Source organism: Afipia sp. P52-10, from assembly GCF_000516555.1.
Lineage (GTDB): Bacteria > Pseudomonadota > Alphaproteobacteria > Rhizobiales > Xanthobacteraceae > P52-10.
The window spans coordinates 1,936,711-1,962,300 of sequence record NZ_AZSJ01000003.1; the positions used below are offsets into that span (position 1 = coordinate 1,936,711).

The 25,590-nt window shown below is 63.6% G+C and carries 17 protein-coding genes; 5 read left to right on the forward strand and 12 right to left on the reverse strand.

What is annotated here, in order from left to right; translation table 11 throughout:
* Positions 1-197: 197 nt before the first annotated feature.
* On the reverse strand, positions 198-914 hold the full coding sequence (locus X566_RS10525; protein ID WP_051443997.1) for a TerC family protein: 717 nt from the start codon (positions 912-914) through the stop codon (positions 198-200).
* 367 nt (positions 915-1,281) lie between these two features.
* The gene (locus tag X566_RS10530; protein WP_034465968.1) at positions 1,282-3,021 is read right to left on the reverse strand and encodes a hypothetical protein; all 1,740 of its coding nucleotides are present in this window, start codon (positions 3,019-3,021) and stop codon (positions 1,282-1,284) included.
* 232 nt (positions 3,022-3,253) lie between these two features.
* Between X566_RS10530 and X566_RS10535 the strand changes: the two genes are divergently transcribed.
* Positions 3,254-3,439 carry a hypothetical protein gene (locus X566_RS10535; RefSeq protein WP_244434782.1) on the forward strand — a complete coding sequence of 62 codons (186 nt, stop codon included), beginning with the start codon at positions 3,254-3,256 and terminating at the stop codon, positions 3,437-3,439.
* Positions 3,440-3,596: 157 nt separating this feature from the next.
* On the forward strand, positions 3,597-4,469 hold the full coding sequence (locus X566_RS10540; protein WP_034465971.1) for a caspase family protein: 873 nt from the start codon (positions 3,597-3,599) through the stop codon (positions 4,467-4,469).
* Between the two features lie 155 nt (positions 4,470-4,624).
* Here the strand turns inward: X566_RS10540 and X566_RS10545 are convergent, their stop codons facing one another.
* From X566_RS10545 to X566_RS10555, 3 genes are all read right to left on the reverse strand, one after another.
* On the reverse strand, positions 4,625-5,503 hold the full coding sequence (locus tag X566_RS10545; RefSeq protein ID WP_244434716.1) for an efflux RND transporter periplasmic adaptor subunit: 879 nt from the start codon (positions 5,501-5,503) through the stop codon (positions 4,625-4,627).
* Positions 5,504-5,630: 127 nt separating this feature from the next.
* Complete coding sequence (locus X566_RS10550) at positions 5,631-8,081, reverse strand: adenylate/guanylate cyclase domain-containing protein (protein WP_051444193.1); 2,451 nt, start codon at positions 8,079-8,081, stop codon at positions 5,631-5,633.
* Between the two features lie 71 nt (positions 8,082-8,152).
* Complete coding sequence (locus tag X566_RS10555) at positions 8,153-10,117, reverse strand: AsmA family protein (protein WP_034465975.1); 1,965 nt, start codon at positions 10,115-10,117, stop codon at positions 8,153-8,155.
* 175 nt (positions 10,118-10,292) lie between these two features.
* Here X566_RS10555 and X566_RS10560 point away from each other — a divergent pair, with 175 nt between their 5' ends.
* A complete protein-coding gene (locus X566_RS10560) occupies positions 10,293-10,994 on the forward strand; it encodes a Crp/Fnr family transcriptional regulator (RefSeq protein WP_034465978.1) in 702 nt (233 codons plus the stop codon).
* A 139-nt stretch (positions 10,995-11,133) separates the two neighbouring features.
* Here the strand turns inward: X566_RS10560 and X566_RS10565 are convergent, their stop codons facing one another.
* The 7 genes from X566_RS10565 to X566_RS10595 all read right to left on the reverse strand — a co-directional run bounded on the left by X566_RS10565 (position 11,134) and on the right by X566_RS10595 (position 21,330).
* Entirely contained in the window at positions 11,134-14,283 is a 3,150-nt protein-coding gene (locus X566_RS10565) for an efflux RND transporter permease subunit (protein ID WP_051443999.1), read from the reverse strand.
* Between the two features lie 64 nt (positions 14,284-14,347).
* Positions 14,348-15,274, reverse strand: a complete 927-nt coding sequence (locus X566_RS10570; RefSeq protein WP_034465981.1) for an efflux RND transporter periplasmic adaptor subunit — start codon at positions 15,272-15,274, stop codon at positions 14,348-14,350.
* A 97-nt stretch (positions 15,275-15,371) separates the two neighbouring features.
* Positions 15,372-16,025: an OmpA family protein gene (locus X566_RS10575; RefSeq protein ID WP_051444000.1), complete on the reverse strand. Its 654-nt coding sequence runs from the start codon at positions 16,023-16,025 to the stop codon at positions 15,372-15,374.
* A gap of 129 nt (positions 16,026-16,154) precedes the next feature.
* Complete coding sequence (locus X566_RS10580) at positions 16,155-17,651, reverse strand: caspase family protein (RefSeq protein WP_034468329.1); 1,497 nt, start codon at positions 17,649-17,651, stop codon at positions 16,155-16,157.
* 146 nt (positions 17,652-17,797) lie between these two features.
* Positions 17,798-18,178, reverse strand: coding sequence for a hypothetical protein (locus tag X566_RS10585; RefSeq protein WP_152539839.1), 381 nt, complete (start codon positions 18,176-18,178; stop codon positions 17,798-17,800).
* Positions 18,179-18,452: 274 nt separating this feature from the next.
* Positions 18,453-20,474 (reverse strand): caspase family protein, encoded by a 2,022-nt coding sequence (locus X566_RS10590; RefSeq protein WP_034465985.1) that lies wholly within the window; start codon positions 20,472-20,474, stop codon positions 18,453-18,455.
* Positions 20,475-20,700: 226 nt separating this feature from the next.
* The gene (locus tag X566_RS10595) at positions 20,701-21,330 is read right to left on the reverse strand and encodes an OmpA family protein (protein ID WP_034465988.1); all 630 of its coding nucleotides are present in this window, start codon (positions 21,328-21,330) and stop codon (positions 20,701-20,703) included.
* 375 nt (positions 21,331-21,705) lie between these two features.
* Here X566_RS10595 and X566_RS10600 point away from each other — a divergent pair, with 375 nt between their 5' ends.
* Together X566_RS10600 and tcuA are read left to right on the forward strand one after the other, a co-directional pair.
* On the forward strand, positions 21,706-23,676 hold the full coding sequence (locus tag X566_RS10600; protein ID WP_051444001.1) for an autotransporter outer membrane beta-barrel domain-containing protein: 1,971 nt from the start codon (positions 21,706-21,708) through the stop codon (positions 23,674-23,676).
* A 420-nt stretch (positions 23,677-24,096) separates the two neighbouring features.
* Positions 24,097-25,581 (forward strand): FAD-dependent tricarballylate dehydrogenase TcuA, encoded by a 1,485-nt coding sequence (gene tcuA, locus X566_RS10605; RefSeq protein WP_034465993.1) that lies wholly within the window; start codon positions 24,097-24,099, stop codon positions 25,579-25,581.
* Positions 25,582-25,590: the final 9 nt, after the last annotated feature.

The following is a 25,590-nucleotide window of genomic DNA, read 5'->3' on the forward strand; positions in this document are numbered from 1 at the left end:
GAAAATGAACCGCCCGCTGGTCGACCCAGCGGGCGGTTTGTCTTCATAGGCCTTGTGAGGATGCCTTAGATCTCGATTCAACCGGAATCGAGACGTCAACTCCTCATTTGCTGCGTTGTCTCCATGCGAAGACTTCACACGAAATCTTTCACGCGAAGCGTTGTTCGCTCCGCGTGAAGATGTCTGCCGAGCCTTTCTCAGCTCTGGCTCTGGTGCTGATCCGTCACCGGTGTTTCGCGGCGGCGGACGAAGCGGAGCAGCGCACCAACCGCAAGCACGAAGACGGCGCCGGCGATCGCAGCAGGCTTTTCGTAAGCGTGCGCGGTAGCCGTGCCCAGCTGGCCGGCGATGCCGACGTCGCTGACGAACAGCTCGCCCGCGATCCATCCGAGCAGCGCGGCACCGGCCCAGACCAGCACCGGAAAGCGGTCAAGCATCGCCATGATGATCGCGCTTCCGGCAACGATCATCGGGATCGAGATGCCGAGGCCGATGACGAGCAGAACCCAGCTGCCCTTGGCGACGGCGGCGATGGCGACGACGTTGTCGAGGCTCATCACCACGTCGGCGATGGCGATCGTCATCATCGCCTTCAGCAGCGTGTCGGCTGCGTTGACCTGATCGTCTTCGTCGTGGGACTTCGGCTTGATCAGGTCGATCGCGATGTAGAGCAGCGCGATGGCGCCGGCCGCCTTGAGATAAGGCACGTTCATCAGCGTCGTCACGATGCCGGTGAAGATGATCCGCAGCACCACCGCAACGCCGGCGCCGAGGATCATGCCCCAGAGGCGAGCGCGGTCGGACAGCGAGCGGCATGCCATCGCGATGACGACGGCGTTGTCGCCTGAAAGCAGAATGTTGATCCAGATGATCTGGCCGATCGCAAGCCAGAATGCTGTGTCGTTGAAGTCCAAAATCCATCCTCCACTGTGACGGCTTCTTGTCCGCCGTTGGCTGAATCTGTTGCGCAACGCGAGCGCGTGCACCCGGTGTCGCGACGCGGATGTATCGTTCGCATCACTTGAAGCAGCGATTGATCTGGCGCGCAGGTCGGGCCGCTTCATCGTCCAGTCCGACATCACAACTCGGATCGAGTTGTCAGAGGGGCCCGTACTGGTGTCACGTGATAGCGGGCAATCTATTCCAACGTGCGGAATTCATACAACTGTAATTTCAACATCGCGGCGCTTTCGGCGCACAGATTTCCTGCATGACAATCCAGCTACGCCGTTGTGCATGGCCGTCACGGAGAAGGACCGCGAGGCGGTCCGTCTCACTGCATCAGGAATAACGCGCCTCGCCGTAGAAGGTTTGCCGCGCAAGCGCGAGCCCCATCAACACGAAGGCTGATGTAACCTCCGGTCCGCCCACGAGAATACGCGTTGGCGTCTTCATCTTGTTCCATTCGTAGGCCTTGAATGGCGCGCGATATCCGCCTTCGCCGACGTGCTGGGCGATAGTCCGCAATGCTGGCGCGAAGCTGTCACGGTTGCCGCCCAGATGTCCCAATGCGAGCAACGCAAGCGCTGCATCGAATGGGTTCATCACTTTTGAAACTATCTCTTCGTATACGTAAGTGAGAACCTTCTCGCGGATGAAGCCGAATGTATCGGTGGGGTCGATAATCCGCTGGGTGGCGATCGGCAGCGAACGGAAGGTCGCGTAGCAGCGTCCGAAGTAGGCCGAGTAGAGCTCCGGCAGATAGTAGATGTGAGCGCGAGGGTCGGCGAACGCGCCGCTTTCCACGAGGCGCCGCTGGAAGCGGAGAATCTGTTGGACTGTTTCGAGCCGCGACGGTGTTTCGATCACCTTCCAGCGGTCGCAGTTGCGGAAGCTGACTTCCAGCACATCGAGATTGAGGGTCGGGTCGAGGTCGTTGCCGTAGGGACGCTCGCCGGCGAGGTTGTCGATCCAGGTGGCGATGGCGCCATCGTAGTTGACATTGTCGTTCAGCGGGACCGTGACCAGCGGTTCGTTGCTGCCGGGGCGGACTTGGTAGCTCGCGTAGAAGTCCAGCAGCGGCTGGTCGAGGATCGGGTCGTCTGAGCCGGCTTGTCTGGCCGCCGAGAACGAGCATGCCGTCGTGTCGCAGTCGGGCACGTAGATTCCGAAACCAAGCTTCTCCTTGATCTGAGCAAAGAAGCGGCTGAAGCGCGGATGCGGTGGCGGGGCGAGGGCCGTGACGACACTGAAGCGTTTGCCATCGAGAGACTGCACCTCCTCGCGACTGGTGTTGAGACAGAACGCGACCATCGCATCGATTGCAGTTCGCGACGATCCGGTCTCTTCGGCGCTGGCAAGGCCGGTTTCAAGGAAGCTCAACAGAGCTTCGATGAAGAAGGCGTCGTAATAGGCCGAGCGGTGACGAATCTGCACCGGCTCCCACATCGGCTCGGCGATCCCTGTCCAGGGCGGATTGATCACCGCGCCAGCGGGCGAGCGCGCGATGAACACGCGCGCGAGATTGAACATCAGCGTCGAATTCTTGTAGCCGCGCGCATTCAGGCCGGTAAGGGCGACGGTCAGTTCGCGGCCGCGAAAATCCGGGTCACCGATCAGGTTGAAGGCGGCGTAGGTCGGAATGAAGCCGTTCTTCGCGAACGATCGGAGCAGATGCTTGCCGCAGGTGCGGATGATGGCGTCGATCTCCGCAGACGCTGGCGCCGATGAATCGGTGGTGGTGGCCTCCGGGCGGGGGTGTTCGAGCTTGATGGTATCCAGGAGCTCGGCGAATGGACGGCCCACCTCCGCCCAATCCGGGTTGTCCTGGTCGCGCGCCAGCGACAATGCATGGCGAAGGGACGCCAGGCGGGTCTCGTCGCGGAGCTCGGGCAGGCCGGCGCGCCGCAACAGCGCCATCAGGGCCGGATTCCGCAAAGCCGTCTTATAGAATTTCGCAAGGTGCTCGTCACCGCCATGCCCGTTCAACAGGACCGGATCGCAGACGTCGTAGATCGACGGTCCGTCCTTGCTGGCCGTCAGCGCGCGAACAGCGGCGCCGGCCATGTGCGAGATCTTCATGGAATGCCCCTTCCCGGATGAACTATGACACGCCAGGCAAGCATTTGAAACGCTGCGCTCTTTTCCAGACAGGCCGGCTCGGACCTGTGTGACGGCAATCACTGAGATGGTGACGGGTTCAGGGCATCGTCGGATCGTTGCCCCGGTCGGAATGGCCGGTTCCAGGCACAAGGAGCAAACCATGATCAAGGCTTTCGCCAGTTGCCTTCGCCTTCTCGGTTTCGGTGTCCTGATGCTGGGGCTGGACCCCTCAATCGTGCACGCCCAGGTCGCCACCGCGGAGCAGCGCTCCGCCTGTACGCCGGACGCGTTCCGCCTTTGTTCCGGCGAAATTCCCAACATTCCGGCGATCACCGCCTGCATGCGTCAGAACCGGAGCCAGCTCAGCCCGGCGTGCAAGGCCGTCTTCCCGAAATAACGCCTTGCCACGGCAAGTTTGCCAAAGGTATGAAGGGGTTATTAATGCTGCGGCGCCGCAAATTGAGCACATTTGTCCGGCACCGAAACGCAAAATTGATTAAGCCCCCTATGGCAGAACAGCGCCTCGCAGCCGCGAGCCGGGGAAGGAGACAAATATGAGTTTCGACAAAGCGAAGGGGTCCCGACACTCCTTCATTATTGCCGCAGCGGCTATTGCGACAGTCATTTCTCTCGGCCTCGGCGCCCATGCCGCGCTGAACAAGATCAGCAGCGATGCGAAGCAGGCGGTGTCCAACCTCGGCGATGCGGCAGGAGCAGCGGCTGCGCAACCGGCGCGCCTTGCGTTGGTGATCGGCAACAGCCGTTATCCGGATGCGAACGCTCCTCTCGTACAGCCGATCAACGATGCGCGCGCACTCACCGCGTCGCTGCGCCGTGACGGTTTCGATGTGGATGTCGTCGAAGATGCCAACAAGGAAGACATGCGTCGGGCGGTCGATCGGCTGACGGCAAAGGTTCGCCCCGACTCGGTGGTCCTGCTGTTCTACGGCGGTTACGGTGTGCAGGCGGGGCGGCAGAGTTACATGATCCCGGTCGATGCGACGATCTGGAGAGAGTCCGACGTTCGCCGTCATGGCATGAGCATTGAATCGGTGCTCAACGCGCTGAAGGATCGCGGTGCCCGGGCGAGCCTCGTGGTCCTCGATGCTTCGCGCCGCAATCCCTACGAGCGCCGTTTCCGCACCTATTCGCACGGCCTGTCGCCGATCGATGCGCCGCAGAACGCGCTGATCCTGTCGTCTGCAACGCCGGGCAAGGTGGTGGACGACAGCACGGGTGAGAACAGCGCGCTGGTCAGCGAGCTGCTCAAGAACATGAATGCGCAAGGCCTCGGCGTGGAGCAGGTCTTCACGCGGACGCGTCTGGCGGTCACGCGCAGCTCCGATGGCCAGCAGGTCCCGATGCTGTCATCTTCGCTGGTCGAGGACATCCGCCTCAAGGCGACGGCGGAGAAGGCGGGAAGCTGAGCTTTCCTGTGACCGACCAGGAGAGGTCGCGTCAGAGATGCGCCAGTCGCGTCAGCGACGGACATCCAGACAAAGCGGCGCGACGCGAGGCGCGGGTTATGCCTCCATGTTTGCGCGAGCATGGTGACTCGCAACGAGTCGCGAAGTGCCAGCCCCTATTTGGTCGCTGTCGTATCGGCCATGATCGTACGAACGGGATCGCCCTCCCGCAGCAGCGCACCAGCCCGGGCGACGATGATGTCTCCCTCCGCGACGCCTTCCTTGATCTCGGCCTGTCCCGACGACAGCAGTCCGACCTCGACGCGGCGGGTTTCGATGCGTTGCCGTCGCACCACCTGGATCACCGGGCCGCCGTTGCCGTAGAGGATGGCGCTGAGCGGGACGGCCACGTTGCAGCTTTCGCCGGTCTTGATCGTTGCGCGGCCTGATGCATTAACGAGCAGGCGCGGCTTCGGCGTGACGACCTGGATGCGGACCTGTCCAAGCTGTGTGGTGGGATCGATCGTCGACGAGACGCTGCGCACGCGCCCCTCGACGCTCGGCGCGCCGACCACCTTGATCGTTGCGGTCTGGCCGGCGGAAAGCGCGGGCATGTCCTTGGCCGGCACGTCGCCAACCATTTCGAACTCGCCGCGGGCGATGATGCGGAACAGCGGGTCGGCACGCATCGATGTGGTCGTTCCGACGACAGCGTTGATCGCACTGATCGTACCGGCGACTGGTGCCGTCAGCGAAATCTCGCTGCCGCCGTCCGATTGGGCAAGCCGGGCCAGCGGCTGCCCCGCATTTACTGTCGCTCCTGGATCGACGAGAACTTGCGTGATCCGCAAGCCGTCGCGCGTCGGCGAGACGGTGGCTTCCTCCGTCGCCAGCAGGATGCCGAACACCTCGGCGGTCGCCGCAAAGCAGGACTTCGTCGCCTTGACGGCCGTGACCGTGACACCCTTCTGCGCGTCGTCCTCGCCCGCGGCTCGCGCACTGGCTGATGCGAGCAGCGCCGCAGCAACCAATGCTGCCGCGGACAGAGAACTCAATCGCCGGCTATGACCGGGGCGGCAAGTTGGTGAGGTCATGTCAGAGGCCATGTCAGCGGGTTCATGGAGGTGGACTCTATTGAAGCGATGGCCGCGCGCCAAGCAGGTTGGGTGGACAGGCGGAGCATCACGGAAGCGCCCGTGCAGATGAGGGCGGGGCGGGAAGGTGATCGTCGCCGCGCCAACGAAGAATTTCCACGGCCGCGACCGGGCGGGAAAATCCCTTGAGGTTGAGGTCGGCGATCGGGGCCGCCTCGACGTCGTCCTCCACCATGCCATAGGCGCGCTGACTAACGATGATCTGTCCGGCCTTGGCTTCGTCGCAAAGACGCGACGCCAGATTGGTGACGCTGCCGACGGCGGCATATTCGAGGCGGCGATCGAAGCCGATCTGACCGAGCGTCGCGTAGCCAACGGCGATGCCGATGCCGAAGCCGAGCGAGTGGCCGCGGCTGCGCCATTTCTGTGTCAGCTTGCCGACCGCATCGCGCATCTCGACGGCCATGTGGATCGCCCGCTTGGCGTGATCCGGCAATGGGATCGGCGCGTTGAACAGCACCATGACGCCGTCGCCGGCGTAGCGGTCCAACGTTCCCTCGTAACGGAAGATCAGCTCGCCGAGGGCTGCGTGGTATTCGCGCAGCACGTTCATGACCTCCTCGGGCTCGGCGCTTTCGGTAAAGGCCGTGAAGCCGCGCAGGTCACAGAAGACGACGGTGACTTCGCCGCGATGGCTGGCGAGCAGGGCTTCGTGGCCATCGGAGGAGGCGATCAGCTGTGCAACTTGCGGCGCCAGAAAGCGCTCGAGCTTGCTGATGCGGCCGATCTGATCGAGCTGGGCCGCCACCCGTTCCTCGAGCGATTTGTTCCAGTCCTTGAGCTGCACGGTCTGCTCCTGCAGCTTGGATGCCTGCTGTTGCACGGTGTCGTGAGCCAGCGCCAGCTCGCGGCCCTTCTGGTCGACCTCGTGAAACAGCCGTGCGTTGCGCATCGCCAGCACGGATTGATGTGCGAATGTCTGCATCAGGCCGATGGTGCTCGGCGCCCAGGCGCCGAGCGTCTTCCGCAACACCACAAGCGCTCCGAGCGTACCTTGCTGGTCGCCCAGCGGTACCACCAGCACCGAGCGGTAGCCGGCGGCGGAGATGATGGCGTTCAGTGGATGCTCGGGCGCCTCGGCAACATCGGCGATCTCGATCGGCTTGCCGGTTGTCGCGGCCTGTCCGAGCACGCTGCCGTCATACGCGATCAAACGGTGCCGGTCCTGGCCGGCCGGCGCGTCGATCCCGATCGATTCAGCAAGTTCGAACGTGTGCCTGGCGGCGTCGTAACCGTAGATGACGACCGCGTCGGCGCCGGTGATTTCGGCCGCACGGGTTGCCACGGTGGCCAGCACGGCTTCGAGATCGAGCGAGGAGGAGACGGCGCGGCCGACCTCTTCGAGCACTTTCAATTCGCGCACCGATTGCGCGAGATCTTCGGTGCGCTCCGCGACTTTTTGCTCGAGCCGGGTATAGGACTCGCGCATCTCGTCGGCCATGTGGTTGAACTGATCGGCAAGCTCCTCCAGCTCGTCCGCGGTCTTGACCTCGATCGGCTGTGCGAAGTTGCCCGTCGCCAGCCGCCGCGCGCCGGCATGCAGCGCGCGGATCGGCACCAGCATGCGCCGGGTCAGGATCGTTCCTGCAATCATAGCCAGCAGGAGGCCGAGCGCCACAAGGCCGGCGGCCCGGATCAACAGATCCTTGATCGGCAGCAGCGCCTGACTGAGCGGCTGCTCGTAGAACACCAGCCAGTTCAGGTCAGGGACGGTTTTGGCGGCGACGAGCACCGACTGGCCTTCGATGCTCGTGCCGGTCGCATGTCGCTGCGGGGCGGAGCCAAGCATGGATGCCACTTGCGGCAGCTTCGAATAGTCGGCACCCGGCTTCCGGTTCGGATCGGAGCTCGCCAGTAGTTCGCCTTTCGCGCTCACCACATAGGCGGAGCCGATCTTGCTGGCCTGTCCGGTCGTGACGAAATCGGTGAGGAAGCGCAGGCTGATCTCAGCGACCGATACGCCGGTCTCGCGCCGGGGATGCGCGACGCCGATCGCCATGAACGGCTGGGTGTCGCGGAAGAACGGTTCGCCGTACCAGAGACCCTTGGTGACGGATTCGCTGAACCCGGTGGCGCGCGAGAAATCCTCGCCGCTGCCGACCGAAACCGTCGTGCGGGTCATGCGCAGCTGCTCGCGGCCGTTGCCGTCGATCTGGAAAATCTGATTGACCGCCGGCACCTGTCGCAGCAGCAGCAGGTAGTCGGCGCGCCGCTGCTCCAGGGTGGTCGAGCTCGCGCGCGTGACCCAGCTGATCTGCCGCTCCGTCTCGGTCATGAAGTTCTCGATGCGCGTTGCCGTCGCGTCGGCCTTCTCCGCCATCGCGCCGATCAGCGACGATTGCGTTTCCCGATAGATGAAAAAAGTCTCAATCGCGCTGTTGACCGCAAGGACGAACAGCACGAGTCCCACCAGAGAGAACACATATTTGGCGAACAGACCGCGTCCACGAAACGCGGTGTTGCCGGCGTCGTCGGTCATGCGGATCTCTGCAGGCGTTTGCGCAGACGCTGCGCCACTCGAAACAACAACGGCTTTATCCTCCATCTGCATCAACGTCCGAACAACTGTCGGATGATGCTGTCGATCTGCTTCTGGGTGTCGCGCGCGGACGGGGCGGCTTGCCCGGTCTGCGGCGCGGGTGATGCCGGTGATGTTGGTGTCGTTGCCGCCCGGTCCTGACTTGCGGAGCCGCCACCCAAACCTTGAATGATGTTGCCCAGTCCCTCGATCAGTCTGTCGCCGGTGTCGCTCGATTTGTCGGGGCTGTCGCCGCTTTGGCCATCCGGTAGGCGGGAGCCGAACAGGCCCTGGCCCATTTCGCGCAATTTGGCGAATGCGGCAGCAGGATCGTCGAGGATGCCGGCCATATCCGGGTAGATCTTCGGCGACGACCAGGCCCCTTCCACCTTCACCGGAATGCCGAGGCCGACCGGATCGGCGACGCGGCTGCCTTGGCCCTGCGTCGTCATCACCAATTTCGGTTCGAGACGGAATGCAAGCGACCTGGCCGTGAGATCGGCGGAGCCGGTGCCGGTGACACGAACCAAGGGGCCGGCCAGGCGCAGGTCGTTGGTCTCGGCCTTGCCCTTGTCGATGCGGAAGGAGGCGTGCAGCTCGGTCAGATCGGTGCTGAGCGCGTCGCTCTCCTGCCAGCCCGACAGGGTGCTCGCGGTCAGCGAGCGGATCATCTGCGCGACATTGATGCCGCGAATCTGGCCGTCCTGGAAATCGAGGTTCGCCGTTCCGGACAGGTTGCTCAGCAGCTCGCGCTGGCTGCGGCCGGTGCTGCGCACATCGAGCTGTGTCTGCATGCGTCCATCGAGCGAGGTGAAATCCGTGAGGCTGGTCAAAAGTGGCCGCGCACGCACGTCGCGCAGGTTTGCGCGCAGGGCATAGATCGGACGAGCGATCGATGCATCGATGGCGAGACCCGCTGCGGCGCGACCCTCATACAGACCGAGTTCATTTAGCGTCATCTTCAGGATGCCGCTGGCGAGCGAGCCTTCGATCTTGGCGGGCGCGAGACGCAGGCTGCCGGCATTCAGCGCCGCGGCAGAGACCTGGAAATCCGCATCGACATAGTTCAGCCCCTCCAGCGAAAACGGTTCGTCGCTCCAGCCTTCCCAGATGCGCTCGCTGGAAGACTTGCCGGCCAAGGCGGCGGGAGCGTCGATATCGAGCTGCTTGAAGTCGAGGTCCAGCTTGACCAGCGGCTTGACCGTAGCTTCGATCGACGCATAGCCGGAGAAGCGCGCGTTGCCGAGCATCCCCGTCAGGCCGTTGATCGTGATGACGTTGCCGTTCAACTTGACGTCGGCATTGCCGGCCAAGGTTTGCGGCAGCAATCCCGTCGCATCGATCTTGAAGTCTACCGGAATCGTCAGGCCGTCGGCCGGCTGCGTCGGCACGGTTGCCTTGGCCTCCAGCTTGATCGGCTGGTCGCCGGCGCGAGCATCGGCCTCGATATCCAGGCGGTCCGCTGTCATCGCTGCCCGGAGATTGATGTGTTCGACCCGGCTCTCGATGCGGTTGCCGACGTCCTTGAAGACGACGGTCGCGTCCGACATCGTGACCTGGTCGATCGTCACTGGCGCCATCGTGGAGGTGTTTGCCGGTTCGGCGCGCTTCGTCAGTGCACGGGCGAAACGCGGCCGTTCGCGGCTCATCGGCAGGTTGGTGACGGCGTGTGCGATGGTGAGCTCGCGGATACGCGGCTTGCCGCTGACGAGACTGCGCAACGACAATTCGGCGCGGACGCTCTGGGCGCGGAAGCGTTCGGGGATGTCGCGATCCTTCGGGTCGTGCAGGCTGACGTCGTGCAGCGTCACCACTGTCAGCGGCCACAGCCGGATCGTTGCGCCGCCATCGATGTCGAGCTGATAGCCGGTCTCAGCTTCGACCCGCCGCTCGATGAGGTCGGTGACGAATCCGCCGGGAATCCCGATCGCCAACGTCACGCCGATGGCGATGAGAAACAGACCGAGGATGGCAGCCAGGATCTTCAGCGCTTTCATGGCAAATCATACCCTTGTGCGGGCTTGTTTGTCAGGCGTGACGAGGCCGCTGCAGGGTGCAAATCCGGGCACAGATTAAGAATTCCCCATTGATGGTCGACCGAAACCTGCCCTTTGCGGTCGCGAAATTGTGTGACTTATGACACACTCCGGCCAGCCATCAAGCAACTGGGGGATGGACGTGTCGAGAACCAATGTCGCGACCGGCAAGCAGTCCGAATTCGCAGTCATGCTCAGCCTCAATCCGCTGTTCGCCGATCTTGGCGCCGAGGCGCTGCAGCGTATCGCGGCGCTCTGCCACACGCAGCAGTTGGGCGAAGGCGAGCTCCTGTTTCAGAAGGGCGACGTCGGAGACGCCCTGTACGGCATTCGCCGCGGTCAGGTCCGGATCGAAACCGGCGCCAGCGACGGTTCGCGGCTGACGCTGAATTTCCAAGGCTCAGGCGACGTGTTTGGCGAGATCGCCGTGCTGGACGGGCAGACGCGCACTGCCGACGCCATTGCCGCCGAGCCGACCGAGCTGTTCGTGCTGCGGCGTGGCGATTTCATGAGCTATCTGGAGCGCGAGCCCCGGGTTGCGATCAAGCTGATCGAGCTGTTGTGCCAGCGCATTCGCCTGGCCAGCGAACGGTTGGAGGAGTCGGTGCTGCAACCGCTGCCGGTGCGGATGGCGCGGCGCCTGTGCACGCTCGCGGAGGATTTCGGCTCCGAGGTGCGGATTTCGCAGGAGCAGCTTGGCATCTATGTCGGCGCCGCCCGGGAGAGCGTCAATCGCCAGCTCCAGCAGTGGCGGCGCGACGGCATTCTCGAACTGAAGCGCGGCCGGATCGAGCTGCTCAACATCAAGCGGCTCACGGCGGAAGCCCGCAACGACTAAAGCATGATCCGGAAAAGTGTGAAGCGGGTTTTCCGGAAAGATCATGCTTAAACAATGAGCTAAAGCGAGGACGATTCGTCCGAATCTCATCGCGCTTTAGCGGGCGCTCGAAGTAGCACCGCGTCACGTCGGGTCGTGGTCAATGCGACGCAGCCGCCGACGTGGTCGCGGCGCCCGACGGCGGCGGCTTCCCCTGATCGTCGCTGTGCGTCTGCGGCGGCTCCTGGCCGTCCGCGCTGGTAACGATGAACTTCCGGCCCATCCGCCAGCAGAACTTGCCGACGTCGTCCATCAGCAGGAACATCGACGGCACGAAGATCAGCGACAGGACCGTCGAGAACAAGAGGCCGCCGATCACTGCCAACGCCATCGGCGAGCGGAATTCACCGCCGGCGCCGAACGCCAAGGCGCTCGGCAGCATGCCGGCAGCCATCGCGATCGTCGTCATGACGATGGGGCGAGCCCGTTTCATGCCGGCATCGACGATGGCCTGGTCGCGTTCCATGCCTGACTTGATCGACTCGATAGCGAAGTCCACCAGCATGATCGCGTTCTTCGTCACGATGCCCATCAGCATGAGAATGCCGATCCATACCGGGGTGGTGAGCTGTTTGCCGGTGACGAACAGCGCCAGGATCGCTCCGCCGATCGAGAGCGGCAGCGAGAACAGGATGGTGATCGGCTGCAGGAACGTGCCGAACAGCAGCACCAGCACCGCATAGACCATCATCAAGCCGGCGCTGATCGCAGTCGCGAAGCCGTCGGAGAGTTCGTTCAGGCTCTCCGCGTCGCCGGATTGGCCGACCTTGACGCCCTTCGGCAGGCTCTTCATCACCGGAAGTTCGTAAATCTGCTTCATCGCGTCGCCGAGCGCGGCGGTGCCAACGAGATCGGCCGCAACGGTTGCCTGCCGTTCGCGGTCATAGCGGTTGATGCTGGTCGGCCCCTGGTCGAGCTGGATATCGGCAACGACGGAGAGCGGCACGTTGCCGCGGCCGCCGCCAAACGGCACGCGCAGCTGCTCGAGGATCTTCAGGTCGCTGCGCGCACTTTCGTCGAACTGCACGCGGATCGGAATCTGCCGGTCGCCGGCATCGAACTTGGCAAGCGCAGGCCCGACGTCGCCGATCGTCGCGACGCGGATGGTTTCGGACAGACTTTCGGTGGACACGCCGAGCCGTGCGGCGAGGTCGGCGCGCGGCTGGATCCGCAATTCGGGCCGGTCGAGCGACGTTTCCGAGTTGACGTTGGCGATCAGCGGAATCCGCTTCATCTGGATCGCGAGTTCATTGGCGACGTTGCTGACGATGCCGATCTCGGGACCGGTGACGATCAGCGAGATCGCGCGCAGGCCGTTCTCGTCGAGGAACCAGTAGCGGATGTCGGGTACGTTTTCGAGGTCCTTGCCGATCTCGAGTTCGAGCTCGCGCTGGCTGATCTTGCGATCGCCTTTCGGGGTGTAGTTGATGATCAGCGCGGCGCGGCGGACCTCGCTGATGCCGGGCGGCACGCGGCCGCCGTCGACGAAGACGCTCTTCACCTCGGGGCGCTTGCGCAGGCGGGCGACGATCTCCTCGGTGGTGTTCTCGGTGAAGGAGAGCTGCGATCCCGGCGGCAGCTCCAGCGCGAGCAGCGAGCGCGCCGTATCCTGAGCCGGAAGGAAGCCTTGCGGCAGCAGCTTGATGCTGAGGACCGACAGCGCGAACACGCCGAGGCCAAGCAGCACGGTCAGGACATAGTGCCGCGTCGACCATTGCACCAGGCGGTGATAGGCGCGCAGGATCATGCCCGGTGGCGGGTCGTCGTGATGATTGTCCTTCAGGAAGTAGGCGGCAAGCACCGGCGTCACGAAGCGGGCGGCGAGCAGGGAGAAAAACACCTGCACGGAGACGGTGATGCCGAACTGCTTGAAGAACTGTCCGGCGATGCCGGACATGAAGCTTGCAGGCGCAAAGATCGCGATGATCGTCAGGCTGATCGCGATCACCGCGAGGCCGATCTCGTCGGCGGCCTCCAGCGCCGCGCGATAGGGCGATTTGCCCATCCGCATGTGCCGGACGATGTTTTCGATCTCGACGATCGCGTCATCGACGAGAATACCCGTGCTCAGCGTGATGGCGAGGAAGCTCACGAGATTGAGCGAGAAGCCGAGCAGGTCCATCACCCAGAACGCCGGGAAGATCGACAGCGGCAGCGAGACGGCGGCGATCACGGTCGCGCGCAGGTCGCGCAGGAAGACGAATACGATGATGACGGCGAGCGCGGCGCCTTCGAACAGGGTCGAGATTGCCGCTTCGTAGTTGCCCTCGGTGAAATCGACCGACGTGTCGATGAGCTGCAGATCGACGTCCGGGTTGGTGGTTTTCAATTCGTCGATGCGCTTCTGCACCGCCTTAGCGACGATCACGTCGCTTGCGCCCTTCGAGCGCTTGATGCCGAGGGCGACGACGGGCTCGCCGTTGAAGCGAGCGAACGTGCGGCGATCGGCGATGGTATCGGTCACGGTGCCGAGGTCGTCGAGGCGGACCTCGCCGCCGGCCGGCAGGCTGATCATGGTGCCGGCGAGCTCATTCAGCGTGCGCGCGCCGGCCAGCGTGCGGATCGCCTGGTCGTTTTTGCCGATTTCGGCGCGGCCACCAGCTAGATCGACGTTGGAACCGCGTAGCCGCCGACTAACGTCGATCGCGGTCAAGCCTACCGCCTGCAGGCGGTCGGGATCGAGCGATACCAGAATCTCGCGTTCGACGCCGCCGATGCGTTCGACCTGGGCTACGCCGCGCACGCCCTGCAGGGCGCGTTTGACCACGTCGTCAACGAACCACGACAGCTGCTCCGGGGTCTTGCCGGGAGCGATCGCGGCATAAGTGACGATCGGCAGTCCGACCACATCGACACGCTGGATCAACGGCTCGTTGATGTTCTGCGGCAGATTGCTGCGAACGCGGGTCACCGCGTCTTTGATGTCGTTCAGGGCGCGGTCGGTGTTGGTCTCGAGGCTGAACTGGATCGTCGTCACCGACAAACCGTCGGTAATCGACGAGGTGATGTGGCGGACGTTCTCGACGCCGGAGACACCGTCTTCGATGGTCTTCGTGACCTGCGATTCGAGCTCGGCCGGCGCGGCGCCGAACTGCGCAACAGCGACCGAGATCACCGGAATGTCGGCATTGGGCAGGCGGGTGACCGCGAGCTTGGTGAAGCTCATCCAGCCCAGGATCAGAAGGATGATCGAGAACACCACCGATGGCAGGGGGTTGCGGATCGACCATGCCGAAATGTTCAAAGCCATTGGCGTACTGTTCCCCTCATCCCGTCAAACCCGGCGGCGCGCCGGCCTGGCTGGGCACGCTGACCTAGCGCCCGCGCGACCGATCGATGTCGTCGGCGAAGATCATCTTGATCTTGTCGCCGTCATGCAGCGAGGTTCCGGCATTGGCGACGATAATGTCGCCTTCCTTCAAGCCTTCACGGATTTCAATGTGAGTGTCGGAGAATAACCCGACCTGGACCCGGCGTGTCTCGACCGTGTTGTCCTTGATGACCTGCACGGTCGAATGGTCGAGCGCCGACTTCGGCACCGAGACGCCGCAACTGCGGTTCGCGTCGATGGTCGCGCGCGCAAACATGCCGACCTTGATCGCCGGGTTGCGGGCGATGGCGATGCGCGCCTTGCCGAGCTGCGTGCGCCGGTCGATCTCGGGGGCGACGAGACGAACGCGTCCGTTGACTTCGGGGCCGCCGTCGATGCTGATGCGCGCGGTCGCATCCGGCTTCAGCTTCAGCACATGGATGTTGGGAACCTCGGCGTCGAGTTCGATCTCGTTGTCGATGGCGATCCGGAAAAGCGGGCCGAGCTGCGGCGAGGCAAAAGCGCCGGCGCGGGCGTTGGCCTGGATGATGCGCCCTGCGGCGGGCGCGCGGAGCGTGACGACGCCGGAGCGGCTCGCCTGCGGATTTTGCGCGGCCTGTGCGAGTGCCGCAGGCCCGCCGAGCCGCACCAGCTCCTGGTTCTCGGTGACCTGGTCGCCGTCCCGCACCAGCACCTCGCTGACGCGGAAGCCTTCCTGATCGACGCCGACGACAGCCTCGCGACGCGGGACGAGAAAGCCGGTCACGCGGACCATGTCGGAGAAGCAGGCGTTGGTCGCCTTGACGACGATGACGATCGCCCCGCCGGACTTGCCACCCGAAGTCTCCTTTTCGGCGGCCGCCGTTGCCGCGGACGGAAGCGAGGAAAGCAAGACCCCGGTGAGCGCGACTGCTGTAACGATCTTGAGCATGAGCGGGTTTAAATCACGTCTGGATCGGCATGGCGATAAGCAATCAGCGCCCTACCGGCGCAGGGCGCTGATTGTCTGCTCCAGATCACACAAGCGGTCAGTTGCCCGCCACCTTGCTGCTTGCCATGTTCACCACCTGGACGCGGCGATTTTCGCCGCCGGTCGGATCGGCCGGATTTTTCAGCTTGGTTTTGCCGTAACCGACCGTGACGAGATCGCCCGCGGGAATCGCGAATTTCTCCATCAGGTATTTCTTCAGCGAGTCGGCGCGGCGTTCGGACAGGTCCTGATTGTAGGCCTCGCCGCCGGTCGCATCGGTGTGGCCGGCCAGAACGAACGTCGTTCCTTTCAGGTCCGGATTGGTCAGCGCCTTGCCGAGGGCGGTGACGGACGGCAGCGCCTTCTGACTGATCGTCGCCGAATTGTAATCGAACGTAATCTCGAGATCGATATTCGGCTTGTCCTTGGCAATCGCTGCAATCTGTTCGCGCTCGCCGATCGAGAGCGAACGCGTCGTACGATTTCGAATCTGATCGACGAATTTGGCTTCTTCCGCCGCCTTGGCCGTATCCGCGGGCGGTGTCGCGGACAGGCTGCGGGTCAGGCGCTTCGGCGTCAACGCCCTGAGGATCTGATCCTCGGTGGCGTCGTCGGCGGCAACCGCAAGGCCGGCTGTCAATGACACGGCAACGCCGGCTGCGACAACCGCACGGACGATGGCTTTTCCATATTGTCCAAGGACAGTCGACATCTCACCCTCCTGCGTTATGGCCGCCCGCCTCCGCGCGGCTTTCTGCTTGTCATGTGTCGTTCTGCGTCGTCATTGCGTTCAAATCTGCAAGGCCCAGGAACGCGAAAAAAGACCGGTCTCGAAACAATTTTAACGGATACCGTAACCAGCAAACTCGCCGACAATATTCGGATCGATCGCCTTGGCCGCGTCGATGTCGCGGCTGCCGGCGGCCGCAGCGCCGCTGCGCTGGCGGGCCAGCCCGCGCCCATAGAGCGAGGAGGCGAGCTTGGGATTGAGCTGCAGCGCAGCACTGAAATCGGAGATCGCGTTGGTGTGCTGGCCGCTCTTCAAGTTGACGAGCCCGCGGCTGTCCAGCGCATCGACGAAATTCGGGCGGAGCTGCAGCGCGTCGTTGCAATCCTTCAGCGCCGCCTGCAGCTCGCCGAGGATGGTCTTCACCCAGCAACGGTTGTTCAATGCCTCGACGTCGCGCGGATTCAGGCGGATGGCGTCGTCGAAATCCCGCACCGCCTGCGGATAGGCGCCCTTCACCGCATAGAGCTGCCCGCGCTTATAGAAGGCCGCCTGGTCGTTCGGATTGGCCGAAATCAGGCCGGTCAGTTCCTTGATCGCGGGTTCGTCGTTGATCGCGGCGAGCCGCTTCTCGGCCTCGCTTTGTTGCGGCGCGGCAGGTTCCGGCGTCGACGCGGACTGGCTTGCGGGAGCGGCCGGTTGCGGCTCCGTCGTCGCAGGCGCGGCGGCCGGCGGAGGGGCCGCTTGCGGTTCGACCAGTTTGGGTTCGGGTGCGTCGAGCTTTTCGAGCGTCGGGACCCGCGGCGGGGTAATCTCCTTCGGCTCTGGCAGCGGCGGCTTGGGATCGAGGCTGGCCTGGGTCCGCGGCCCGAACGAGAACTCCTCGGCCAGGGACGACGAGAACCAGGGAATCTGATCGCCTTTCGAGACCCGTGAGACACCGACCCGCGTGCGGTTGAAGGCTTCCTCGGCGGTGAGATCGGGGACGCGGATTTCCTTCAGCAGTTCGGTGACGAAGAGGCTGCGGTCCGCGCTAGAATCGTTGACGACGGCACCGGGCGGAGCCGAATACATCACCAGCGTCCCGCGCGGCGCCGTCACCGGGGCGAGGCCGGTCGAGAACTGACGGAAGCGCCGCTCGAACGGATTGCGGCGCGACGCATCCAGCACGGCGATCTTCACGCTCGCGCCGCGGCTGTTCAACTCGCTTAGGACAGCGTCGAGGCTAATGCCATCGCGGCGGACATCCTTCTCGTCCCAGATCGCGCTATCGACCGGGATCATGAAGCTCTGCCGGCCGGATTGAATGCCGTAGCCGCTGAAGAACACCATGGCGACGGTGCCGGGCTTGATCTTGTCATAGAATGCGTTGATCGCCCGCTTCATGGCGTCGCCGGACAGATTCTCGCCGGTTGCGACCTCGAAGCCGGCGCGCTTCAGCTCGTCAGCCACCGCGCGCATGTCGTTGATCGGCTCCTTTAAAGGAGCGTCGCTGTCCGGATACTTTGCATTGCCGATGACAAGCGCGAATCTGGCTTCGTTCGCATGAACTCGTCCGGAAAGAACGAGCGATAACGCCAAAAACAGCAAGATAACCAGGCGCATCATCATGCCCACGCGGTTCAGGCACATCTCCAGGAAAGCCAAAGCCCGCCGACATTACTCCAGGGATTCGGCTTTATCAAACCGCGATGCAACAGCTGTGTCATGGGAGCGACACCAGCCGGCGTGCAAGGCGTGCTGAACGGACGCGCCATTCAGTATGCGACGCCGAGGACCAGCCATGGCGTGGAGGTCGGCCGGCTGCACCAGAACAGGAAGCAGTGCGGTGCGCGCGCTGCCTCTGTCGATGCAATCTGTCGCATCGAGAGATGCTGGCGAGGCTTGCGTGGCTTGGGCTTGGAAGCGGCGAATTCGGCGCGTGCCGACGTGGCGAGCTGACCTGGGGTGAGCTGACCTGGGGCGAGCTGACTTGTGGAGACCGGACTTGTCGCGAGCTGACCTGACGCCGCATCCGTTGCGAGGGCGCCGGTCGGCAGCATCAACGAGGCGACAAGAAACGCTGCCGCGAACACAGCCGCGCCATTCGCGGCCGTACCCTTCAATGCGAGTGTCTTCAATGCGAGCGTCTTAGTCATGAATGCTCTTGTCATGAAGGCTTCTGCCATGAGTCTTTCTGCGATGAAGAGTCTTTCTGCGATGAATGCCTTGGTCACAGAGTGTGCCTCGATCGGCAAACCGATCGAGATGTCATAAATTTCTTCATCCGCCGAACGGGTGAAAGACATAGAGTCACGCGCGGCTCACGCTCAACGGACGGCAGTTTACCATCGGCGTGATGGACTGACCACATCTGCAAATACCTTCTGCCCTGGGCGCCAATGTCGAGGCGCCAATGTCGAGATCGCAGGCCTAAAAGCCGACACCGATCATGGTGGCTGCTCGACCGCCGCCACCACCCGAACTCGAGGCCTGCTGACGCTGCTGCTGCCTGGGCTGCTGTTTTGGCGTCTCGCGGCGTTGCGCTTGCTGCTTGCGCTCGGGTTCACGGCGAACCGCGACCGGCTTGGCCGGTTGCGGTGCCGGTTTGATGACGGGCTTGGCCACGGCCACGCAGGTCGCCCCCTGCGCGGTGTGCCCACTCGGACACACGAGCGGACAGGTGAATGCGGCCTGTTTGCTGAGTTCGGCGACCAGATCCTCGGTCACTTTCGAGTCGGCCCTCGCCCGCTTCTTCAGCGACAGATACTTGGTGAGGCTGGAGCGCGTGTCGTCGGTCATCACGCCGGTCGCCTCGCCGGTGTAGCAGTTGATGCGGGTGAGCTGGGTCTGCGCGGCCTTGATCAGGTCCGGCGTGTTGATGGTCCACGCTTCGAGCTTGGCGGTGATCTGCGGCTTGATGCGGGCGCAGGTCGCCGTCTGCGCGAAGCGTTTCAGGCTTTCGACATTGGTGCTCTCGCTGCCCTTGGCGACGATCGCATCGAAAAGCTCGCCTTCGGTCTTGCAGACGGCTTCTTCAGCCGCCGCAGCTTCGGCCTTCTTGCGTTCAGCCTCGGCCTGGCGAGCGACCCGTTCGCTTTCCTGGCGCAGCTTTTCGGCTTCGGCTGCGGCCTTGGTGCGTGCGGCCTCTTCCGCCTTGCGCCGGGCTTCCTCCGCGCGCCGTTCAGCCTCTGCGGCCTTGGCCTTCTGCGCGGCTTCGGCGGCCGCGGCTCGGCGTTCCTCGTCCTCGCGGCGCTTTGCGGCGGCGGCTTCCGCCTTCTTGCGCTCGGCCTCCTCGCGCGCGGCACGGGCCGCGGCGTCACGTTCGCGCGCGTTCTGCTCGAGAATGTCGATGCGATGCTGGGCCGTCACCGCCAGCGTCGAATCCGGAAATTGTTTGACGAAGGTCTTCAGCGCGGCGATGTCGCTCGTGTCCTTCACCCGTTCCCAGGCGAGCAGTTCGCGCGTAGAGGGGCCGCGGGGCGGCTGTGGGACCGGGGCCGGCTCAAGGGCTGCGAACTTCGCAAGCTGTTCGCGCGCGAGATCGGCGTAGAAGCCAGTCTTGTGGTTCGACAGGAAGACCTCCCAAGCGCCCTTGGTGCCGACCTTCTCCACCAGCTGATAGTCCGTCTTCACGTCGCTGATCGAGGCGACCGCGCTCTGCCCTTCGGGCAGGGCCGCCACCAGCGAGTAGTTGCCGCCGCCGAGCGAACCATAGACGAACGGCTCCTGACGTCCGGACGTGGACTTCATCACCTCGTCCTTGACGCGGCCGAAGGCGAGGCGGAGATCGAGGCCCGGCACCGTGAGATGCTTCAGCAGCGCAGCGGTGAACGGGCTGTGGTCGCGATCGCCGTCTTCGGCCGTTGACCCGGCCTTCGCGGCGTAAGCGATCAGCGTGTCGGTGCTGGACGGTTCGACCTTGCTGAGACCCGAAGACACCGCGCGCAAGGCCGCGCGACTTTCGCGACGCATCTTGCCGGCATAGGGATTGTCCCGGCAGGCATCGAGAATGATCACCCGCAGCTTTCTGGCGCCATCCGCCGACAGGACGAGCCGGTCGAGCGGGATCGCCTCGTCGGGCGCGTCACGGTCGCTGGCGAGCTTGGCATCGATCGGGATCAGATAATTGGTGCCGCCGATTTCGATGCCATGACCGGCATAGAACAGCACCGCGATGTCGGCATCGACGGCCGTGTCTTCAAACTTGCGGATCGCGCGCTTGAAGTCGAGATTGCCGACGTCGAGATGGGTCTCGATCGTATCGAAGCCGGCGTCCTTGAAGAGCTTGGCGATTGCATTGGCGTCGCGGGCCGGATTTGGCAGCTGGGGCACGGCAGAGTAGTTGGAGTTGCCGACAATGAGCGCCACGCGCCGTTCGGCCAACGCCTGCCCGGGCGTCAGAGCGAGCATCGCCCATCCGATCACAGCGGCTATCGTCAGAAAGCGCTTCATCGCACTCCGGCACCGGTGCGAACGGATCAGCCGTCGCATGCCCGCCCATGGTCAATCGATCAGATGCCGCCGAACATGCCGGCAGGATCATCTCGATGAAACCTCAAGCATCCCAGAAATTTAGCGTCTTCCGCACGCCCGATCAATTGTCCTCATGAAGGGCGGACGTGCGGAGCGTTATTCGGGCCGCAACCAACTGAGTGCAGGCGCGGTGCGGCGGTTAAGGTTATTTGCTGGCGGTTTCTTGCGTGGCCATGTTGACGACCTGCACGCGGCGGTTTTCTGCGGCATTCGGGTCGGCCTTGTTCTTCAATTCGCTCTTGCCGTAGCCGGTCGAGACCAGGTTCTCGGTCGGAATCTTGTAGTTTTCCATCAGAAACTTCTTCACGGTCTCGGCGCGCCGTTCGGACAGGGATTGGTTGTAGCCGTCCGATCCCTTCGCGTCGGTATGGCCGCCGAGGAGGAAGATCGAGCCGGTCAGTTCGGGGCTTGTGAGGGCCTTGCCGAGGCTGTGCAGTTGCGGCTCCGCCGTCGGCGTGATCGCCGCCGAATTGTATTCGAAGTTGATTTCCAGATCGACGGCGGGCCGGGTCTTGGCCATCGAGGCGACCTGTTGGCGGTCGGCGATCGACAGCGAGCGGGTCTTGCGGATGCGGTTGATGAAAGCCACGTCGTTCTGGTTGAGAGCCGGGGCAGCGGTCGTCGTGCTGCTCAGGCTGCGGGTTATTTTCGGGGTCTTCAGCTTGTCGACGATCTGTTGATCGGTGAGATCGCGGGCCATCGAGGCTCCGCTCACAGTGCCCAGCGCCAGTAGCGCAAGGACCATGCTTTTCGCAACGTGCGCACGAGGTGCCATTGTCGTCTCCATCTGTTTCGGTCGTCAGCGTTACGCTTCGACGCCTTCGAGACGGAGTTTGACCGCGGTCGGAGCGGCCGACCGTGAGGTCGATCACACATGGACTGAAGCGTGGATGAATCGACGCGCGGCCGTCTTCGGCATCGCATTTTGGAGGGCTTGAGGGCCTTGCTCCGCCGCATCTGAATCATGGCCATACCGGGGCACCGGCCCTGTTCTGCCATGATGTTGCCAAAATGGTACAAGCCGTCGAATACTCCCCGCAATCAAGATGAAACGACCCTCGCGTTCTTTACCGGCGGCGAAACGCCGATTTAGAAATTCAGCATTGATTGCGAGTCTCGCTGCGACGCGCTGGAATTTTTTGGGGGCATTATGAAGAACCGCAAGCTGGTCCTGGGTGCAATTGCGGCTGCACTGGCCTTCTCGTCCTCATCGGCCGCGATCGCAGCCTGCACCGGCGGCACGCCGTTCAACATCACCGGCGGCAACGCGCTCGGAACGTTCACCGCAACAGGCCAGGGGCTTGGCGCTTTCTCCGCAGCCGGCGCGCTCAACACCTTGATCTCCAGCATCAACGTCGCGAACACGGCGTTTCTGACGCAGTCCACCGCGTTCGTTGGCAGCCCGGCGAATCCGCGGCCGAACCAGGAAGGCGGCGGCGTCTGGGTGCGCGGCATCGGCGGCGAGATCGACACCAAGAACAACAGCACCGCGACCTATAGCGTCACCTCGGGCGGCACCACCTTCAACACCGCGCCCTACAACTGCGACACCAAGACCAACCTGCAGTTCGCCGGCACCCAGGTCGGTACCGACATGGCGACGCTGAACTGGAACGGCTGGAATGCCCATATCGGTTCGATGGCCGGCTATATCGGCGGCAAGGCGCGCGACAAGTCGGCGCCGGGCGTGATCGATCCGTTGGGCGGCACCCTGGAGAACTCCCTCGAAGTGCCGTTCGTCGGCATCTATGCGGCGGCGACCTATGGCGGCTTCTTCATCGACGGTCAGGTTCGCTGGGACTTCTATCGCAACAAGCTCGACGACTTCCAGGGATCGGGTCTGCTTGGACAGCGCCTCGATGCGCGCGGCATCGCCTTCACCGGTAACATCGGTTACAACCATCAGCTCGGCAACGGCTGGTTCCTTGAGCCGTCGGCCGGCATCGTCGTGTCGAAGGTCGAGGTCGATCCGCTGAACACGGCCGGCACGCTGGTCTATCTCAACCTGCTGGGGCCGAATGCGTTCGTGCCGCCGGCGCAGGTCCAGATCAACGACATCAAGAGCACGCTCGGCCGCTTGAGCTTGCGCACCGGCACCACGATCGTCACCGACAAGGTGATCTGGCAGCCGTTCTTCACGGCCAGCGTCTATCATGAATTCCAGGGCAAGGTTTCGACCAACATCGTGTCGACCTTCGCCAACGCCGGCGTTCCGGGCATCGACATCACCGGCGTCGTCAACACCAATGGCGTCGGCACTTACGGCCAGTTCGGTCTCGGCGTGGCCGCGCAACTGGTCGGCACCGGCTGGCTCGGCTACGTCCGTGGCGACTATCGCACGGGTGAGCGGATCGAGGGTTACAGCGTCAATGGCGGCCTGCGCTATCAGTTCTCGCCGGATCCGGCGCCGCTCGCGCCGAAGGGTTTGATCACCAAGGCTCCGGTTCTCGCCGTGGCCGCCTACGACTGGACCGGCTTCTATATCGGCGGTCAGTTCGGCGGCGTCTATGGCCGCGACAAGATCGATTTCGGTTCGGGCTTCACCACCTCGCCGAAGTTCGCGGGCGTGCTCGCCGGCGGTCAGATCGGCTACGACTACCAGTTCGGCAAGTGGGTCATCGGCGTCGAAGGGACCGGCACCTGGGGTAATGCGCAGGGGACGCGCGGGTGCCCCGGCGGTCTCGCGTTTTTCTATAGCTGCGGCACCGAACTCAACTGGATGGCGACCGGGACCGCCCGTCTCGGCTATGCCTACTGGGATCGCTCATTGATCTACGTGAAGGGTGGTATCGCCGCGGCCGAAGTGAAGAGCAGCATCACCTGCAACACTGGCACGCAGCCGCTGATCCTGGTCGCGCTGCCGAACTGCAATGTGCCGCTCGGCGCTTCGCCGGCGACCGGCGAGGTCTCGGCCACCAAGACCAAGGTTGGCTGGACGGTTGGGTTCGGCACGGAATTCGCGCTGACCCGGAATTGGACGGTGAAGGGCGAAACCAACTACTTCGATCTCGGCAAGGACGATTATACGACCGGTCTCGGCACAGTCTCGCTGAAGACGACCGGTATCTCGGCGATCGTCGGCCTGAACTATCGCTTTACGACAGGGGGCGTGCTTCGCTGACCAGCAAGGAGACCGCCGTCTAGGCAGGTTTTGGGGGCAGTACGACAAAAGGGCGGCCGTGAATCGGTCGCCCTTTTTGTTTGCCCGCTCGCCGGCAGGTCATGCCATCCGCGTGGTCGGCCAGCCTCGTTCCGTGCTCAGGAACTCCAGCAGCGATCTGTCCACAGCCTCACATCTTTTCCGCCGCCGGATGCTGCAGGTTGCTCGCACAGGCTTGGCCGACTTCGTTATTCTCCGGCCGCTAGAGCCGAGCCCCAAATCCTCAGGGCAGGGTTGCTCGTTCGCTGCTTGTTATGAATAGAATGATGTTCTATTCCGCGAAACGAACTTTCTGGCGCATCGGTTGGGCCGCGCCCAGCGGCCATTTGGCGTGTTCGCGCCGAATGAAACAAAAATCAGAATCAAGACGAGGGCTTCTCGATGAGTGAGTACGATGTTGTTGTGGTCGGCGCCGGAAACGCGGCCATGTGCGCAGCGCTGGCCGCGCGCGAGCATGGGGTGAAGGTCGCGGTGCTGGAATGGGCCGCGTTCGGCGATCACGGCGGCAATTCCACCTTCACCGCGGGTGCGATCCGCACGGTCTACAACGGCGTCGACGATCTGCGCGCCATCATGCCGGATCTGACGGAGAGCGAAATCGCCAACACCGATTTTGGCGTCTACACCGAAGACATGTTCTTCGACGACATGGCGCGGGTGACGCAGAACCGCACCAATCCGGACATGGCCGAACTGCTGGTGAAGCGGAGCCATCCGACGCTGAAGTGGATGACCACCAAAGGCGTGCGCTTCGCGCCGATCTATGGCCGTCAGGCATTCAAGATCGACGGCAAGTTCAAGTTCTGGGGCGGTCTGACGGTGGAAGCCGTCGGCGGGGGCCCAGGCCTGGTCGAGGCGCTGCACAAGGCGGCTGCCCGCGAGGGCATCGACATCATGTACGAGACCCGCGCGGTGTCGCTGCTCGCCGACGACGACGGCGTGCATGGCGTGCGTGTGCTGCAGAAGGGCAAGAGCAAGGAAATCCGCGCCAAGGCAGTGGTTCTGGCTGCCGGCGGTTTCCAGGCCAACGTCGAATGGCGTACGCGCTATCTCGGTCCGTCGTGGGATCTCGCCAAGGTGCGCGGCTCGCGCTTCAACATGGGTGACGGCATCCGCATGGCGATCGAGGTCGGTGCGCGCCCCGGCGGCAATTGGTCCGGATGTCATGCGGTCGGTTGGGATCGCAATGCTCCGGAATACGGCGACCTCGCGGTCGGCGACGGCTTCCAGAAGCACTCCTATCCGTTCGGCATCATGGTCAACGCCGATGGCGAGCGTTTCGTCGATGAGGGCGCGGATTTCCGCAACTACACCTACGCCAAATACGGCCGCGTGATCCTGAACCAGCCGGGCCAGTTCGCCTGGCAGATCTTCGACCAGAAGGTCGTCCACCTGCTGCGCGACGAGTATCGCATCCGCCAGGTCACCAAGGTCCAGGCCGACACGCTCGAAGAGCTCGCGACCAAGCTCGAGGACGTCAATCCGGAGGGCTTCCTCAAGACCGTGAAGGAGTGGAACGCCGCGGTGATGCAGGAGGTCCCGTTCAACCCGAACGTCAAGGACGGCCGCTCGACGCGCGGACTGAAGGTGGTGAAGAGCAACTGGGCCAACACCCTCGATCAGGGGCCGTATCTTGCGTTCGCGGTGACCTGCGGTGTGACGTTCACCTTCGGCGGCGTGCGCATCACCACCGACGGCGAAGTCACCTCGGTTGACGACAAGCCGATTCCGGGGCTGTACGCGGCGGGCGAGATGGTCGGCGGCCTGTTCTACTTCAACTATCCGGGTGGCACCGGGCTTTGCGCCGGCGCGGTATTCGGCAAGATCGCCGGCACGTCGGCCGGTGGTTACGCCAAGGGGAAGTGAGCCAGCACC

Excerpts from the sequence above, each read along its gene's own strand:
- X566_RS10530 (WP_034465968.1), bottom strand. The coding sequence starts at position 3,021 with ATGAAGATCTCGCACATGGCCGGCGCCGCTGTTCGCGCGCTGACGGCC.
- X566_RS10570 (WP_034465981.1), bottom strand. The coding sequence starts at position 15,274 with ATGCTCAAGATCGTTACAGCAGTCGCGCTCACCGGGGTCTTGCTTTCC.
- X566_RS10600 (WP_051444001.1), top strand. The coding sequence starts at position 21,706 with ATGAAGAACCGCAAGCTGGTCCTGGGTGCAATTGCGGCTGCACTGGCC.
- X566_RS10555 (WP_034465975.1), bottom strand. The coding sequence starts at position 10,117 with ATGAAAGCGCTGAAGATCCTGGCTGCCATCCTCGGTCTGTTTCTCATC.
- X566_RS10540 (WP_034465971.1), top strand. The coding sequence starts at position 3,597 with ATGAGTTTCGACAAAGCGAAGGGGTCCCGACACTCCTTCATTATTGCC.
- X566_RS10575 (WP_051444000.1), bottom strand. The coding sequence starts at position 16,025 with ATGTCGACTGTCCTTGGACAATATGGAAAAGCCATCGTCCGTGCGGTT.
- X566_RS10595 (WP_034465988.1), bottom strand. The coding sequence starts at position 21,330 with ATGGCACCTCGTGCGCACGTTGCGAAAAGCATGGTCCTTGCGCTACTG.
- X566_RS10535 (WP_244434782.1), top strand. The coding sequence starts at position 3,254 with ATGCTGGGGCTGGACCCCTCAATCGTGCACGCCCAGGTCGCCACCGCG.
- X566_RS10585 (WP_152539839.1), bottom strand. The coding sequence starts at position 18,178 with ATGACTAAGACGCTCGCATTGAAGACACTCGCATTGAAGGGTACGGCC.
- X566_RS10550 (WP_051444193.1), bottom strand. The coding sequence starts at position 8,081 with ATGACCGACGACGCCGGCAACACCGCGTTTCGTGGACGCGGTCTGTTC.
- tcuA (WP_034465993.1), top strand. The coding sequence starts at position 24,097 with ATGAGTGAGTACGATGTTGTTGTGGTCGGCGCCGGAAACGCGGCCATG.
- X566_RS10565 (WP_051443999.1), bottom strand. The coding sequence starts at position 14,283 with ATGGCTTTGAACATTTCGGCATGGTCGATCCGCAACCCCCTGCCATCG.
- X566_RS10580 (WP_034468329.1), bottom strand. The coding sequence starts at position 17,651 with ATGATGATGCGCCTGGTTATCTTGCTGTTTTTGGCGTTATCGCTCGTT.
- X566_RS10560 (WP_034465978.1), top strand. The coding sequence starts at position 10,293 with ATGGACGTGTCGAGAACCAATGTCGCGACCGGCAAGCAGTCCGAATTC.
- X566_RS10590 (WP_034465985.1), bottom strand. The coding sequence starts at position 20,474 with ATGAAGCGCTTTCTGACGATAGCCGCTGTGATCGGATGGGCGATGCTC.